We start from the raw sequence: 15,965 nt of genomic DNA, 5'->3' as shown, positions 1-15,965 counted from the left end.
TATTCTACGAGACTTTGAACAATGGTTCCGAAGAATTTATGTACGACTATTACGACATCAACAATTATTGGCAGATCCCGACACAAAGATGTTTTCCCAAAAATCATTCCAACCGGATTCGATCAACACATTATTTATTAGTTAGTGACCCACGACCTACATAAGAGGGCGCTCCTACCTGTCGCGCTGGGCGAGTTTAGGTCCTAAATCAGAATCTAAATGATGTTGCTCGGTGACACTGTCACTCATAATTGGTCGGCCAGAGAGTTCCAGACCTTGGACAGGAATTCGAGATGTTGGACAGAATCGTCATCGCCCGACGCCTCGAATACTTCTCTGTCTCATGGTTTTAAATTCGAGCAACCCCGACCATGGTTCATGCTCGTTTCTTCGAAGCGCCTAAGTTCCGAATCAATTCGAGAATCTACGATTCAATTCTGAACCATCGAAATTTTACTTCCGAGTTTCACGATCAGCTGGCTGCGGTTGCAAACTAGCCGACACAGAAATTGCCAATCTTCGTGCTGGACAGTCTCAGTACAAAATGCTCAGCACGAGATACTTGAATTCCTTACCGGCTAGTTTGCAAATCTGCTACTTGTTCAGTGTCTTGATTTCTGCAAGATTCAGCTTGTCAGTCCAGTACGAGTCCGAAGTCAGCTGATCGTAGCCGTCGCGCCATAGTCGGATGTTCTCCTCGTAGGCCGAGCGCAGGCGCATGGTGTTTCGTACCAAGCGCAGCGATTCGCGCCAGAACTTCTTCTGGCTGCGACGGACAACGTAGGCCGAGGACTGGTCACCGTTGAGATAGGTGATTTCCTTAGCCCCATAAACCTTGCGGTAGTCATCACGGAATGGCGAAGACAACGTCAGATTTGCATCAGCTTCCTTGCCCAGCGGGAGCAAGTGGCCGTTCAAGGTTGCCAGCATCAGCGCACGTGAATAGCGTGGCTTCTCCCCATGCAGTTCATCTGGCCGTTCCTGGACGGGCTTCCAGGCTTCGTCCTTGGTCAGTGCCTTCAGGTCGGCACGCCTTCTCGACATGTCTGCATGCTTGTCGAAGAATTTCGGGCCTCGAAGCACATCTTCGAATGCCAGGTTGATGGCAGCAAGCGTGTCGTAATGGAAGCGCATGACATTACGCATGTAGAAGCTGGCCACCATTTGCTGCAGCTCTGCCCAAGAACGGCGCTTCTCAGGAAGCGACAGGTGGTGGACCAGATGGCTGCGGAAGTCCAGGTACCAAGTCGTTGGCGAAGCCTTGTCAGTGAAGTTTTCCTGAACCGAAGCGACGCCTGGCAGCGAAACGATGTCGAAGTCATTGACTAGGGAGAAACTCACGTCATCGCCACGCACGAAGAACGGGAATGGCAGGTGCTCAACCTGGTCAACCGGGAATGCGAAGAACCACCAGCCGGCATAGAGATCGTCTGGTGCGGGTGCAGTGGTCTCGTATTCCATGTTGAACACTGCGTCACGGGAACGAAGATCCAGGCCGTGGTAGCGAGGCTTGCAGCCGAGCTCGAATTCCGCGCCGTTTTCCCAGATCTGCCATCGGTGCGAAGCATTGATCATCGATCCTGCAACTGCGGTGCGTGGATCTTTCGCGAAGGCCAGCAGCCACCAGGTGCGTGAGAGTGCTTCCATCTGGATCGATGCGTCATCATCCATGAAGAGGCAGTGGGTTGCTCCGATTTCCCGGGCCCGCAGCAAACCGCGGGTGAAGCCGCCGGCTCCGCCGAGGTTTTCGTTGGCAATGATTTCAACGCCGTCGCCGTCTTCGACCTTCAGCGAATTACCGTTATCAACCACGGTCATGCTGATGTGGTCCTTGAGTTCCGAACCCGCACGGAATTCGCGGAAACGCGAGACAGTGCTTTCAACTTCGGCTTCGCGGCGGAAGGTGGTGACCGAGAGCATCAGCTCAGGTGTCCGCACAGGCTTGGCGGTGGTAGCCCACGCAAAGTCCTCCAGTTCACCGTCCTGCAGGGCCATCAGGTCGAAGAACAGCAGGGATTCATCGGAAGTCGATTCGTCGACGGCAACTGGATGACTGTACAGGCCATCGATGGTGACAACCTCGCTGACAATCTTGTGCCATGACTTGTGACGGTCAGCCTGGAAGACATTCAGCTGGTAGCGTCCTCGGCCCTTGAGCTGGAGCTCCAATGGGAGATCGCCGCAGATCCTTTTCCACTTACCGTAGTTGAATACGTTGTAGTAGGTGCTCGTGGAGAGCAGCCCGCCCGGTGCGAACTCCGCCACTCCCCTGCTCAATGAAATGCCGACGGGACCGTAAACATGGAAGTGCGCTTCTTGTTCCGTGGAAATCCCTGCTTGCAGCCAGATGCCTGGCTGCACGGGATAAGCGGTGCTTGACTCGGTCATGTCTGGTCCTTCGATCTGTTCCTGCGCAATTGCTGTTGGCGTCGTCATACTCTTGTTGCGTTCCTTACCGGTTTAACTACGTTCTATGCGTGTCGCTTGAGAATGCTGTCCGATTCGACTCGCTTTGAGCGAGGAACCAAAACGTTCTTGTCGAAATTGCCGACGGCGACGAACGCGATGAAGACTTCATTCTCTGGAATATCCACGATGTTGCGGATCTTCTGTTCCTTCTCGACACCCATAGCGGTGTTCAGCAGGCACGAGCCGAGCTCCATCTGGGTCAGGCCCAGGAGCAGGGACATCATGAACAGCCCGCCGTCAACGAATGGCTGATTCCGTTCTGGAGCAAAAAGGAATGCGTCTAGATCTGCCGTCACCAACAGCAAGCGCGGTGGGGCATTGAATCCGTAGAATCCACCCTGGACGTCCAGGAGCTGCTTGATGGTCTCCGGATCATCGAACTGGTGCACGCGGGCACCCTGGCGGCTGCACACCGATGGGGATTGCATGGCAATCTGCACTGCCCCCGAAATGGCTGCATCGTCCACTGGAGTGTCAATGAATTCGCGAACGCTTCGGCGCCCGTACATGACGTCCATGAATGCGCGGTCATCGTTAGGGGTTTCCACTGGGTCTTCGCGGTGGTTCGCCGCAGGGAATGCGCCGCCCTCCCCTGCCCGGCCATTGGCAATGACTTCCAGCGCCTCGTCCGAGAACAGCTTGCGGAAGTGCGAGACATCCGTATTGGTCTCTTCGTTGCGGGCGAAGTACGCCTTCATGACCGAGGCAGAGCTCTGCACGATGGTGTCGTCGGTCCCGAGACCGCGAGTCAGCCAAGCATTCATTTCCTTGGCAAGGCCTGGAATTGCGATGCGGCCGAACCCTGGACGGAAGTTGCTGTGGGTCAGGCCCTTTTCAATGGCGTGCGCATGGAAGAACATCCGTGCGCGGATTCCGGTCACCGAATCTGCAGAGCGTCCGCGGCTAAAGGAGCGGACCTGGGATTCAAAGTCGTGCAGCGCCAATCGGCGAGCCTGCTTCGAGAACCCCTCAACGATTTCGTCATCAGACTTCACAACCGGAGCAGGGGCTGCAGGTGCCTTCGATTTCACTTCCGTAATGGAGATCTCGTGGACCTGAGCGCCGGCCTTCGGGCCGGTGAAGTGCAGTGCACCGAGCATGACTTGGCTGAGGCCGGCTTCGGCCACTGAGAATTCGAATTCATCGGTGCGCAGGTTTCCCGAGCTCTCAGCGACGCTTGCCTTGCCGATGACCTTGAATGCCCCGGACTCAGGATTCCTCAGGTGGACGTTGATGCTCTTGGTCTTGGTGGTGGGTGCCCACTGGATCTTGAGTCGTTTTCTCGTGCCTGGAGTCAGCGGTTCTGGAAGGTCCGTCCACACGTGCTTCCCGCGCAAGTCCTTGTCCGCGCCGACACTCAGCGATACGCCCTTGGTTCCCTTGGCAATTGACCAGATGTCGCTGTTGGCCGAGAAATCCAGATCCAGCGTGTGGCTTTGCGACGGGATGTTCGCCGCGGCGGCGACAGCCTTGCCGTTATCAATGGCGGCTGAAGACTTCACTGAGGGGTCAAGTGCCGATTCGAGCCATTGCAATGAGTACTGACGGCCCTCCGTGATGTACTTGCGCGCTTTGGCGAAGCTGATTGAACGGGTGACGTTTTTATTCTTGGTAATGGTCTCAACCGTGTCGCTCTCGTAGACCCGGCGGGTGTCGCCGAATCCCAAGGAGGAGAGCAAGTTCTTGAAGCGGTCAGCCCCGCGCTTGTTGTTGTAGATGGAGGAGAATGGCTTCTCGAAAATTACGGAGAATGCGGTGCCGTGGAAGCTATCGGTAACAACGTAGCTAGCGTCCTGGTAGCCGCGCAGGAAGTTCTCCGGCGCGTCGCTGGCAATGAGTTCTGCCCGAGGTTCGTCAGCCCAGATTTCCTGTGCCGCCTTGCGGCCTTCATCCGGGTTGCAGATCACCAGGATCTTATCCAGCCCTACCTTGTCGGCGATGGCCATCGCCGTGGACTTCTTCTCCGGTGTCGGGTCGAGGAAGAAGACTGCCAAGTATTCGCCCTCAGGAGAGATTGATGCCTTGGCTGCCAGTTCCTTGTAGTGGTCCTGGTCCAGCAGGAATACTGGATCAACTACAAGGTCCGCCTTGGTGCCAAAGATGTCGCGAGCCGTGTCTACCGCGTAGTTTTCGCGGACGGAGATGGCTTTGAACTTCTGGAGGTTCTGCGAGTGCTTGGCGATGAAGCTCGGCTTGAATTTCTCGGTTCCGCGGTTTCCAAAAGAGGTGCCGTACGCAACGCGATTGCGATCAGGCGCAACGAAGTCGAGGAAAAGATCATCGTTCACTCGTCCGATGAGCGGATTCCACAACTGATCGCTTCCGACAACAAACGTGTCAGCCAGTTCGTTGAGCGTGTTGAGCTCCGAGTAATGCAACTGCTTGGTGTACTCGTATCCGGTTCGGCGCGCAAAATCCATGGAGAGGATAGCGTCAGGCCATTGAACTCGGTACCCGTTGTAGCCCACAGGCTCATGAACCATGAGTACCGAGCGGCCTAAGTTTTCGATGGCACGGTTCAAACCGTAATAAGTCAGAATCGATCCGTAATTTTTGCCGTACCACCATCCGAGGACAGCCACATCATACTTTTTCTTCGGATCCACCAAGGGGAATTTCCTCATTCCTTGTCTTACGCATCATGCATGAACTAGTGCGTAACCGCCTTGCGGCTCCGCGGGCTCACCTGCCGATCGGCCCATTTTGACGAGCCGATTGCAGGTGAAATTTTGGTCTCGGGGAACCACGTTATCAACAAAACTATTCTCAATCCCTTGGACAATATCTGAATGACAATTTGTTTACGTTAAGTACACCTCTCGTTAACCTGGCTTTTATGGCCCGTTGCAGGGGTGTGGTTAGACTGCTTTACATGGATACAGATCTATTAGTTGTCGGGTCCGGTTTCTTCGGACTAACCATCGCAGAGCGTGCAGCAGACGCAGGCCTCAAGGTCACTGTCATCGACCGGCGCTCACATATTGGCGGAAACGCCTACAGCGAACCAGAGCCAAAAACCGGCATTGAGGTGCACCGATACGGAGCACACCTCTTCCACACGTCCAATGAACGAGTATGGGAGTACGTGAATCGCTTCACTAGCTTCACCCACTACGTTCACCGCGTTTACTCGACGCATAACAAACAAACCTTCGCGCTTCCTGTTAATCTGCACACGATCAATCAGTTCTTCAACGCCGCATACACTCCTGACCAAGCACGTGCTTTAGTAAAGGAGCAAGCTGGAGAATTTAATGTAGAAAATGCTAAAAACTTTTACGAAAAGGGAATCGCCCTCGTAGGCCGACCATTGTTCGAGGCCTTCTTTGCACACTACACGGCCAAGCAATGGCAAACATCCCCTGAGAAGCTTTCAGGGGATATTGTCAGCCGACTTCCAGTTCGCTATAACTATGACAACCGCTACTTCAATGACAAGTACGAAGGCCTGCCAGTCGACGGCTACACGGCCTGGATTGAAAGAATGGCGGATCACCCGAACATTACTGTTCAGCTGAATACTGATTTCTTTGATTCGAGCCAGCCATTCAACAAGAACGACATGGTGGGGCAGGTTCCGATTGTTTACACCGGTCCAATTGATCGCTATTTCGATTACAGCGAAGGCTCATTGTCCTGGAGGACGTTGGACTTTGAAGAAGAAGTATTAGATGTCGGTGACTATCAGGGAACTCCGGTGATGAATTACCCGGACGCCGATGTCGAATTCACCCGTATTCACGAGTTCAAGCACTTCCACCCGGAACGCAAGGACAGCTACCCGGATGACAAGACCGTCATCATGCGGGAGTTCTCTCGTTTTGCAAGCCACGACGACGAGCCTTACTACCCGGTGAACACGCCAGAAGATAGGACTGGGCTTCTCGCATACCGCGAACTGGCAAAGAAGGAAGAGAACGTCTTCTTCGGGGGCCGGCTGGGCACCTATCAGTACTTGGACATGCATATGGCTATCGGCTCTGCCCTTTCGATGTGGGACAACCAGATTTCGAAGATTGCAGAGACCTTGAAGGTGTCGCAGTAAAGTACAACTAAATGTGGGTGTGCCCGCAGCTAGCAATGTATTGCATGCCAGCTGCGGCCACACCCACATTTGCTGTTTAAAGACGTTCTCCGGCACTCACGCTCTGAACTTAAAAGACGCCCCCGACGCCTTGACCTCGGGATGCAACGGGTTGAGTCCTGCGTTCCCGCGACAAGTGGTATGCCCAGATTAAGGATTTCAAGCCGGAGGCCGAAACATTGGAAATGCTTCTGAAGTTGACGAAAATTGCAGGGTGGCCGAAGCCGTAAACGCATTGTTCGTCCACAAGGAAACGGAAGACTGCGCACGCAAATCAGCATCGGTATTCCAACGCTTAAGAATGCATCGAATCACTGCATAACAGGTCAGGCGATTGATACTGCTACAAGGCGGGTATTTGTCCTTAAGCTAGTGCCTACGCGGCTTCGTCTTGAGTGGAGCCATCGGTTTCCACGAATTATCATTAGCAATTCGTTGACCGTCGCGAAGGCCTTTAAAGAGGTTCGACGTCCCTCGGATAGTTTTTTCAACCAAGATCAGGCGCAGTATTTCTTTGGCGAAGGTGAGCGCCGTACCGAGCGCAAAGGCACCCGGATACCACATCCCGTGGAAACGATAGTATTTCTTGAGTATTGCTCGATTTCGCATGATGTAATAGCGATACGGATCGCTTGAAGCGTTGAAATGGCGAATGCCCAGATCAAGTTGCCTGATGTCGCGCGTACGCCGCAGCACGAATTCATTGACGATAACGGCGGTAGTGACCCGCGATGCCAACCAGCCGTAGAGCTGGTCATCCCAGTAGATGAAGAACCGTGGGTCAGGCAGTCCAATACGACGGACCACGTCACGGTGGATGAACATCCCTTCGAAACATCCGGAATTCATCTCTCGATACCCTGTGGCATCAAAGTCGCTTGGCGCAAAAGGAATCGGGATGGCCAGCCGATCAGAGATTCTGTACTGCCAATAGAACTCGCTGCCGTCATAGTCGTAGCGTCGACCCTGGATAACCTGGAAACGTTCTGCCCACTTCCCCATTTTTCCAAGTCCATCAGAAATGACTTCAACATCGTCATCCATCATCCAGATCCATGAGGCGCCCAGTTCATAGGCTTTCTTCACACCGGTGTGGAATCCGCCAGCGCCGCCGGTATTCGTCGGAAGCTTTTCGTAGACGACTTCGGCATCAAGATTATCTGCATGCTTCTGCACGATCTCGTGCGTATCGTCGGCAGATGCATTGTCGATAATGACGAGATGGCCGGGAGCGGGATCCATTGTCTGAATGCTTGTCAGAAGGCGGTCGAGTAGATGCGATCGGTTGTACGTAACGATCACGATAGCAGTGTCAGACGGGGCGAAACTCGTCTTTTCGGTCATCGCCTGGTCTCTCGAATCATCCTTCATAGCAAACCAAGATTATCCCAATTAGTAGATCCCAGCGACTTCATGAACTACCTGCGATTAGTAATAACGTAGAATCAACCAAATATTAACCTTGCGTTCACTTGAACGTTTCATGAAATTTGCCTGTGAATTTTCAAACAGTAGCGAACCTTACCATCGCAAGCTTGAGATTAGCCGAATGTACACCACCAATAATTCCAGCGGATTGCACGTGCAAAAGCGGAACAGTTTCGAACACGTCTCAAGCGTGAATGAAAGCTCGCTTGCGATCATCGCCCCTACCAGCGGACAGGCGCGCACTGCGCAGCGGACCACTGAGGCACCGCTTTTAGCTTTGCAGTGCCGCCACTCCATCCAGACCCTCACCAGCACCCTTCGGGTTGGCGGCCAACTACAGCGCTGCATGACAGCAGGGTTCGAACTAGCGCCATAGGGGTGGACAACGCCTGCTCATCACACCTAGCCGCTGGCTGCTACACCACAGGTGCTGTCCATGACAGGTTGTACCGTGGCAATAATGGCACACCAGCCCAGCAGTGATACACAGGAAACTGCGCTGGACGCAACCAATGGCGTGGCAAGAGCTTCGGAGATTCCAGCGTGGATTCCCGCCCCGGTATCACCGCGAAAACCGAGTCGCCCGTTTCGCTCGTTGATCCACCGGAAGACACAGCATCTTTGAACGAGCTACTCGCCGGCGCTCCCTCTTCTGGTGCTGGCAAGTACAACCACGCCTCGAGCAAGTCTGAGACCAAAATCGAGCAGCAAGTCTGCGACCGCGGAAAGTACGCCTCATGGATCCGACGAGTCCAGCGCATGATTCCCCCGCCGATCTCGGTCATCGGCCGTAACGGTGCCCGGAATCCGCGATCACCGGGGTCTGGCATCAGGCGAGGATCGAGTCTTGCTTCCTCCATTTGCGCCACGCGATGATCAAGCACCCCGGCATGGGCTCTTTCGCCTTTCAAGGCCAACAGCTGCACCCCTAGCAAGGAGAATAATGAAAGGAGCCACGACGAGATATGGCAGGGTACCGGAGGAAGCACCGGCAACTCGCACGGCGTTTGACGCCGCGGCGCCCCATAACGCTCTAGCGCTAGCATGCTTATCTATAGGCCGATCACCTGCAAAACCCATGGTTGATTGTGCAACGGAGTGCACATGGTGAGGGAGGAAGACTGGGAGTCCTCTTCGGTTCGTCATCTGTACACCTTTTCGGCGCAATACCCGGAAGCTCTGGTGCAGATGTTAAACGAGACAACCCGCCTGCTTGACCTGGCAGTCAGCAGACGGGTTGAGAGGGGCCAGATAGTCAATCACTCATGTTGGGACACCGCATCACCAATCGGTTGAGGCGGCCCATGAACAACTTGGCCTATAGCGCAACTCTAGTCTTCGAGGTTGATCTCGCGAGCTACGCTCGCGCCAATGGCAGCGCCGACAACATCGAGAACGCCGGCTGGCAGAGCCGAGTCGATGCTGATGACAGCCAATGCCTCGGACTTCTTCTCGTCGCGGGAAACCTGCATACCGGCAATGTTCACGCCCTGCTCGCCCAGTACGTTGCCCAGCGAGCCGACAACACCTGGACGATCCGCATACCGAACAACGATCATGTGGTCCGAGATTGGGATTTCGATCTCGTGACCGTTGATTCCGACAAGCTTCTCAATCTGCTTAGGGCCGGTCAGGGTGCCGGCCACGGCAAGCTGGGTTCCTTCATTGGTGGAGCCCTTGATGGTCAGCTGGTTGCGGTACTCAGGCGAATCCGGGGTGGTGATCAGGCGGGTAGCCACTCCACGCTGTTCAGCGAGCACCGGAGCGTTCACGTAGGAGACCTGCTCCGACACGACATCCATGAAGACACCCTTGAGTGCCGAAAGCTCCAGAGCCTTGACATCAAGTTCGGCGATCTCGCCAGCTACCTCGACGTCAATGCTGGTCAGGGATCCAACGGCCAATGCGTTGAAGATACGGCCCAGCTTTTCAATCAGCGGGATGCCCGGGCGTACATTTTCGTCGATGATGCCACCGGCAACGTTGACTGCGTCTGGCACCAATTCGCCGGACAGCGCCAGGCGAACTGACTTGGCGACGGATACTCCGGCCTTTTCCTGGGCTTCATCGGTCGATGCACCCAAGTGAGGAGTAACGGTGACGTTGTCGAACTCGAAGAATGGAAGATCGGTGCTCGGTTCCTTGACGAATACGTCAATGCCGGCGCCAGCAATTTCCTTGTTCTTCAATGCTTCGTAAAGTGCCGCTTCATCAACCAGTCCACCGCGGGCAACGTTGACCACGTAAGCGGTGTCCTTCATCTTTGCGAAAGCATCCTTGCCCAGCATGCCCACGGTTTCCGGGGTCCTTGGCATGTGGATGGTGATGAAATCTGCTTCAGCCAAGAGCTCGTCAAGCGGCAGCAGGGTGACACCAAGCTGTGCAGCGCGTGCTGGGGTGACGTATGGGTCATAAGCGACGATTTCCATGCCGAAGCCCTGCAGGCGAGCTGCGACGAGAGCACCAATGCGGCCCAAACCGATGATGCCGGCCTTCTTCTCGAAGAGTTCAACACCGGTGAAGGAGCTGCGCTTCCATTCGCCGTTCTTCAGCGAAGCGTTGGCTGCTGGAATTCGGCGAGCCAGTGAAACAATATGCCCGACTGTCAGCTCGGCTGCCGAGATGATATTCGAGGTAGGAGCGTTCACCACCATGACACCTGCCTGGGTGGCAGCCTTGATGTCGACGTTGTCCAAGCCAACACCTGCGCGGGCGATGACCTTCAAGTTCTTCGCTGCATCAATGGCTTCTGCATCCACCTGGGTTGCAGAGCGAACCAGGATTGCATCTACATCGGCAATGGCTTCGAGGAGCTGAGAGCGGTCCGCACCGTCAGTCTGACGAATTTCAAAGTCGGGACCGAGTGCAGCAACGGTTGCAGGGGAAAGTTGCTCGGCCAAAAGTACGATGGGCTTAATGTCAGACACGGGTGTGGCACCTTTGCGATTTCATTGGGCTGATGCTTGCAAGACAGCAGCTTCAATAGCCTGCCGTCGAATCAAGCGTAACCCTATGCATCCTTCGTTTTGGTGCGAAATCACGCATGTTACGCAGTGAAAACCCTACTTTGTGAAAACTTTCACTTATTACATAGAATGTGACGAGCCTAGCTTCAGCTCACCAGTTTCCCCGCACTCCTGTCGTGCTTCTGAATGCCCCCAAGCCCGTAAATTCCTCAAACCCAGTGGGCTCTCAATTGGCCCTGAGGACGAAAAATATGAAGCTCAGGAACGCCTCCCTTTCGCGCAGCGAATCCGGGACAATCTCCTGCGGCGCGTCCTTGGAATAGGGCGGTTCCCAAATGCGCTCGATGGAGTACCCCGCATCGATCATCGATGAAACCATGACGTGCAAGGGATGATGCCAATACGTCAGTTCAGCCGCATGCCCATTCAAAGTCACTTCGTCACAGTATTCGGTGACCCTGAAGTAGTCGGAGCCCTTATGGTTCCACGGATAGAGAATTGGATGATTGACCGACAAGATCAATCGGCCCTTGGGTTTCAGAACGCGTCGAACCTCTTCAAGGGCGAATGACCAGTCAGGCAGATAGTGAAACACCAAGGAAGAGACGGCATCGTCAAAAGAATCTTCTTCATAGGGAAGCGGCTCCCCCAGCCGGGCCACCCGCAGATCGACTGATCCGCCGAGCCGTTCCCGTGCCAATTCCAGCATTTCAACACTGGCATCAAATCCTGTCACCAATGCCCCGCGGGATATCAATTCCCCGGCCAATGGGCCAGCACCACACCCAATGTCCAAGATCTCGCGGCCTGCGACATCAGCGGCTAATTCCAGCATGGCTGGCCGTTCATAGTAGGCATTAAGCAAACTGGATTCATTTTCCATGGCGTATTCCTTGGCGAACGAATCATAATTGCTGGCTGCCATCTTTATATCCCTTGTTTGGATTACTTTTCGCCGAGTGTAACAACAATCGAGGCGCAAAGGACACCATTGAATACCGCTTCTCGACGACGTGTCCAGCCCCAGATGCTGCGCTGAATGACCCATCGAGGCTGTAGCCGACGACTCGCTACTTTGGACTTTTCCTAACCGTCTCCTGCCCAGTGCTCACGCTGCTGGTTAGAGAGATTTGAAGCTGATTCAGAAAGGTTCATCTCAGCACCCCACCGGTGAGCGCCGCCAAAGCAGAACTCCCGTTCAGCAATTCAGGTCGATTATTTTTACCCAACGAAGGAATTGCGCCCAGGAAATGACCCGCCGCCAGCGCGCCCGCAAGGCCCTAGGCTCACAGCCTAAGAAAATTTAATTACCCGTTTCACAATTCCACCTACGGTAACCTTTGCGCATAAAATTCCACCCAATAATATCGCGAAAAATTATCCACTTCGCGAATCGGATAATCACCTGATACCACGATTCATTACGAAGATATCCACCGGAAAATATTGTAGTGAATTGAAAACGATGATGATTGCCTCAGAACGAGTACCGCCGTCGCGACAACGCATTCCATCCACTGGTCCGCCAACTTGGAAGAACGTGCAAACCTCGGCCAGAGGCTTGGCACCATGTCCTGAACATGCCGGTGAAACCGGTGTCAAATCTGACATGGAGCACCCGGACGCCTTCCGCTCAGCAAGTGGCACGAGTCGATCAAGGGCTGGATTCAAAAAACCGGTACTTCCACCAAAAAGAATTCTCTAGTTACTCAAAAGTAAGAACGGGTAATCAGCCGGCCCATTGAATACGGTGTAGTTCATAACTGCCAAACGGCTCGATGTTGAGCAATTCAGGTCGCAATATATAGGATTTAAAACTTTGTTGACGAAACCTATTCGTGTGTATACGCTGACGGTTACAACACTCGCATAGAAGCTGGGTAGAACAGCAAAAACTTGGGGCACGTCGTTCTCTCTTGGGGATTGAACGACAAGTATTACCGGACGTTTCATTACTGATGAACAGTTCGGCGGCAGGTCACGCTTAAACGCGCTCTCAAGAACTAGTCTTCCCAGCTTCACACTAAAATTTGGGGAAATCTAGTGTTTGGCAATCCTGTTGGGGACAGAATTGCGCGCCGACGTAGACGTCGCCGTGACCAATTAATGAGGACCGTTCTGCGTTCAAGAACGTACAGGACATCATCCGTCGCGATTCTCGCATTCACTCTGATCGCTGCTTCAGGCGCGGCCGCTTCACCAGTACCTGCAGAGCAATCAACTGCGGCACAGGTTTCGAGCGAAACGACTTCCTCGACGGAAGCCAAGCCGTCCGATCCGGCCACGGTTCAAAGCACATCCAGCTCCGACGAGCCAGAAATGCCGATGCCAACCGCGGAGGAAACCTTGCGGCTGGCTGAACCAACGGCCAGTGCATCGGGCACGCCTGATTCTGCTACCGTCCCTTCTGAAAATCCTGACCCGACGTTGGCCACGACCGCACCGGTCGAGCCGTCGGCGACGCCATCGCTGACGCCATCGGCAACCGCCAAAAGCCAAAAATCGGTGACCCGGGTCGAGATCACGAAGGAATCCTCGACTCAATCCCCCACCGCGACCGCTGCAGCTTCGCCGAGCGCCTCGGCTACGGCTGAACCCGGCCCGTCCGCGCCGGCCAAAGAGAAGCAATTAAGCGTCGGTGCGGCTGCAGCCACGTGCAACGACGCCCAATTCGGCAATTCAGTCATCGGAAATTTTGAAATCGATGGGAATCTCTGCTCGAACCTTGTAGATGACTGGACCACAACCCTTTCGGGTCCGACGGCCAACGACGGGGTATCTGACTCTACGCAATTCACCAACGGTGTCAGCGAAGGAAACTGGCCCTGGAGCACGAGCCAAACCAGTGGCGTCAACACCGCAGGTGACAAGTCCGACGTGCACAATGTCTACGCCTTGCAGCGCACCGTTGGCAATCAAGTCTATGCATACCTCGGCTTCGAACGAGCCACAGGCAATGGAACCGCGCAGCTCGTTGTGGAACTCAATGCCCTGGGCAATTCGCCGAGCACGTCTCCGTCCCCGCAACGAAGCACCGGCGACCTGCGGCTTCTGGTTAACCAGAATGGGCAGAACGATCTGGTTCTGACCCGTGCCGATGTCTGGGCATCCACCGGGGCAACCAGCGGTACGTGGAACGCCTTGCCAAACCTGGCCGGATTCACCGGCAAGGCAAACAACGGCATCATCAAGAATTTCGCCGGAACAGCCAATCTTGAAAAAGGGCTCTTTGCGGAATTTGCGCTGAATTTGACCACGCTGTTCGGCCAGGCGGATTGCAGCGGAAACTACGGGACGCTGAACATTCGCTCCAGCGCTTCTGGCGACACCTCTGCCCTGAAGGATTGGGTCAAGCCGATCTCCCTGGCCATCCCGAGCACCTGCTCAAGCGTCGTTGTTGACAAGACCTGGGTCATTGACGGACAAAGCTACGACAATGGCGAGCAACCGGCGGGATTCAACGCAACACTAGGGCTTACCGGGCAGAACTCGGCACAATTTGGCACTGAGTATTCCAAGAAGAGCAACAACACGCGCTATCAGGCGGGAGAGTCCGTTACGGTGGCCGAGTCTGATGTTCAGCTCCCCCAAGGATGCGATTACCAAGCATCCGGGGATCTCGGGCAGCATGCTCTTGCCGTTGGCAAGAACAGCTACTTGGTGACAAATACCGTGACCTGCACGCAACTGACATTGGTCAAGAAAGTCATTGGCGACGCCGCGGCTGAGAGCTGGACGCTGAAGGCCACAGGCCCCACTGCCCTGGCAGGCAGTTCCGGGAGCGACTCGGTAACAGAAGCACCGGTTTCACCCGGCGACTACACCTTGTCGGAGTCAGGTGGAACACCCGGCTACCAGCTCACCAATATCAACTGCGGAAGTTCGCATCCTGTTTCGGAGGCCCACGGTGTGAGCATCGCTGCGGGAGACAAGGTCACGTGCACCTTCACCAATACCGCCGAAGTCGCATTGACCGTGACGAAAACCTGGATAGTCAACGGCGAGGAATACGCAAACGGGGACCAGCCCGTTGGCACAGCGCAGCTCAGCGTTGATGGGGCCGAGAAGGAATTCGGCACGGAGATCAGCGGCTACCTCGTCGGCGACGACGTGGTTGTCGAGGAAACCGTCTCAGATCTTCCGGACTTGTGTTCCGTCCTGACCTCCATCGACGGTGTCGAGGCCGACCAGGCAACGCACACGATGACGGTTTCGCCAGATCCAAACGTCGTTGAGGTTGTCAATACGGTGGACTGCGAGCAGCAGCTGACCCTGGTCAAGGAGCTGGATAACGACGACTTCTCCGGCACCTCGAAGGTCTCTGATTGGACGCTGTCTGCAACCAATACCGCAGATCCTGCCATCTCGGCTTCAGGCGTGACAGGCCAACCGGCCATCACCGGGGCACAGGTGCCTGCGGGAAGCTATGCACTGGGCGAGTCCGGGCCCGCCGGGTACGAGGCAGGCGAATGGAATTGCACCGGAACCGGTGAGCAAACCGGAGAAACCATCTCATTGGAACTGGGCCAGCAAGCCACCTGCAACATCGTCAACACCGCCAAGCCAGGCTCAGTGACGTGGACCAAGACCGACGCGCAGGATCGCCTTCTGGCCGGCGCCACGTGGACGCTTACCGGCCCGGCTGGCGACGACTCTCAGTCAGTGGAAGTCGTTGACTGCACCGAGGATCCCTGCACGGGAGCGGACCGGGACGCAGTTGCAGGCAAGTTCTCCATCGAGAAGTTGGCCTGGGGCGATTACACCCTGGTCGAGTTGCTGGCACCTCCTGGTTACCAGCGAGATGACACCATCCATGAATTCACTGTTCAAGGCACGGCATTGCAGGTTGAACTTGCTGCCGTAGTCAATGAGCAGCAGGTTGGTCCGGTTCTACCGCTCACCGGCGGTTTCGGACGTGACCACGTTTATCTTCTAGGCGCGGCGATCCTGATCTTGGGGTTGAGCGTACTAGGAGGCAGGTTCTGGAAGACTCGGCGCGATCGCATGATCCGCTAGTT

8 protein-coding genes are annotated in these 15,965 nt (G+C 55.0%); 2 read left to right on the top strand and 6 right to left on the bottom strand.

Annotated elements, in window-relative coordinates:
* Positions 1-594: 594 nt before the first annotated feature.
* Both H6F58_RS06080 and H6F58_RS06075 read right to left on the bottom strand, forming a co-directional pair.
* Complete coding sequence (locus tag H6F58_RS06080; protein WP_195181336.1) at positions 595-2,436, bottom strand: hypothetical protein; 1,842 nt, start codon at positions 2,434-2,436, stop codon at positions 595-597.
* A gap of 35 nt (positions 2,437-2,471) precedes the next feature.
* Complete coding sequence (locus H6F58_RS06075) at positions 2,472-5,075, bottom strand: polysaccharide pyruvyl transferase family protein (protein WP_206693515.1); 2,604 nt, start codon at positions 5,073-5,075, stop codon at positions 2,472-2,474.
* A gap of 266 nt (positions 5,076-5,341) precedes the next feature.
* Between H6F58_RS06075 and glf the strand changes: the two genes are divergently transcribed.
* Positions 5,342-6,514 (top strand): UDP-galactopyranose mutase, encoded by a 1,173-nt coding sequence (gene glf / locus H6F58_RS06070; RefSeq protein WP_195181335.1) that lies wholly within the window; start codon positions 5,342-5,344, stop codon positions 6,512-6,514.
* A 408-nt stretch (positions 6,515-6,922) separates the two neighbouring features.
* On the opposite strand, the gene H6F58_RS06065 is transcribed toward glf, so the two are convergent.
* The 4 genes from H6F58_RS06065 to H6F58_RS18400 form a co-directional block, all read right to left on the bottom strand.
* Positions 6,923-7,924: a glycosyltransferase family 2 protein gene (locus H6F58_RS06065; RefSeq protein ID WP_244652380.1), complete on the bottom strand. Its 1,002-nt coding sequence runs from the start codon at positions 7,922-7,924 to the stop codon at positions 6,923-6,925.
* A 1,388-nt stretch (positions 7,925-9,312) separates the two neighbouring features.
* The gene (gene serA / locus H6F58_RS06060) at positions 9,313-10,908 is read right to left on the bottom strand and encodes a phosphoglycerate dehydrogenase (RefSeq protein WP_146274970.1); all 1,596 of its coding nucleotides are present in this window, start codon (positions 10,906-10,908) and stop codon (positions 9,313-9,315) included.
* 265 nt (positions 10,909-11,173) lie between these two features.
* A complete protein-coding gene (locus H6F58_RS06055) occupies positions 11,174-11,995 on the bottom strand; it encodes a class I SAM-dependent methyltransferase (RefSeq protein ID WP_348536376.1) in 822 nt (273 codons plus the stop codon).
* A 1,240-nt stretch (positions 11,996-13,235) separates the two neighbouring features.
* Positions 13,236-13,472 (bottom strand): hypothetical protein, encoded by a 237-nt coding sequence (locus H6F58_RS18400; RefSeq protein ID WP_146274968.1) that lies wholly within the window; start codon positions 13,470-13,472, stop codon positions 13,236-13,238.
* Between H6F58_RS18400 and H6F58_RS06045 the strand changes: the two genes are divergently transcribed.
* Positions 13,453-15,963: a SpaA isopeptide-forming pilin-related protein gene (locus tag H6F58_RS06045; protein ID WP_195181334.1), complete on the top strand. Its 2,511-nt coding sequence runs from the start codon at positions 13,453-13,455 to the stop codon at positions 15,961-15,963. The two genes, H6F58_RS18400 and H6F58_RS06045, sit on opposite strands and share 20 nt — an antisense overlap.
* Positions 15,964-15,965: the final 2 nt, after the last annotated feature.

The organism is Glutamicibacter sp. FBE19 (genome assembly GCF_015524875.1).
Taxonomy (GTDB): domain Bacteria; phylum Actinomycetota; class Actinomycetes; order Actinomycetales; family Micrococcaceae; genus Glutamicibacter; species Glutamicibacter halophytocola.
This window is presented reverse-complemented; position numbering and strand designations above follow the sequence as displayed.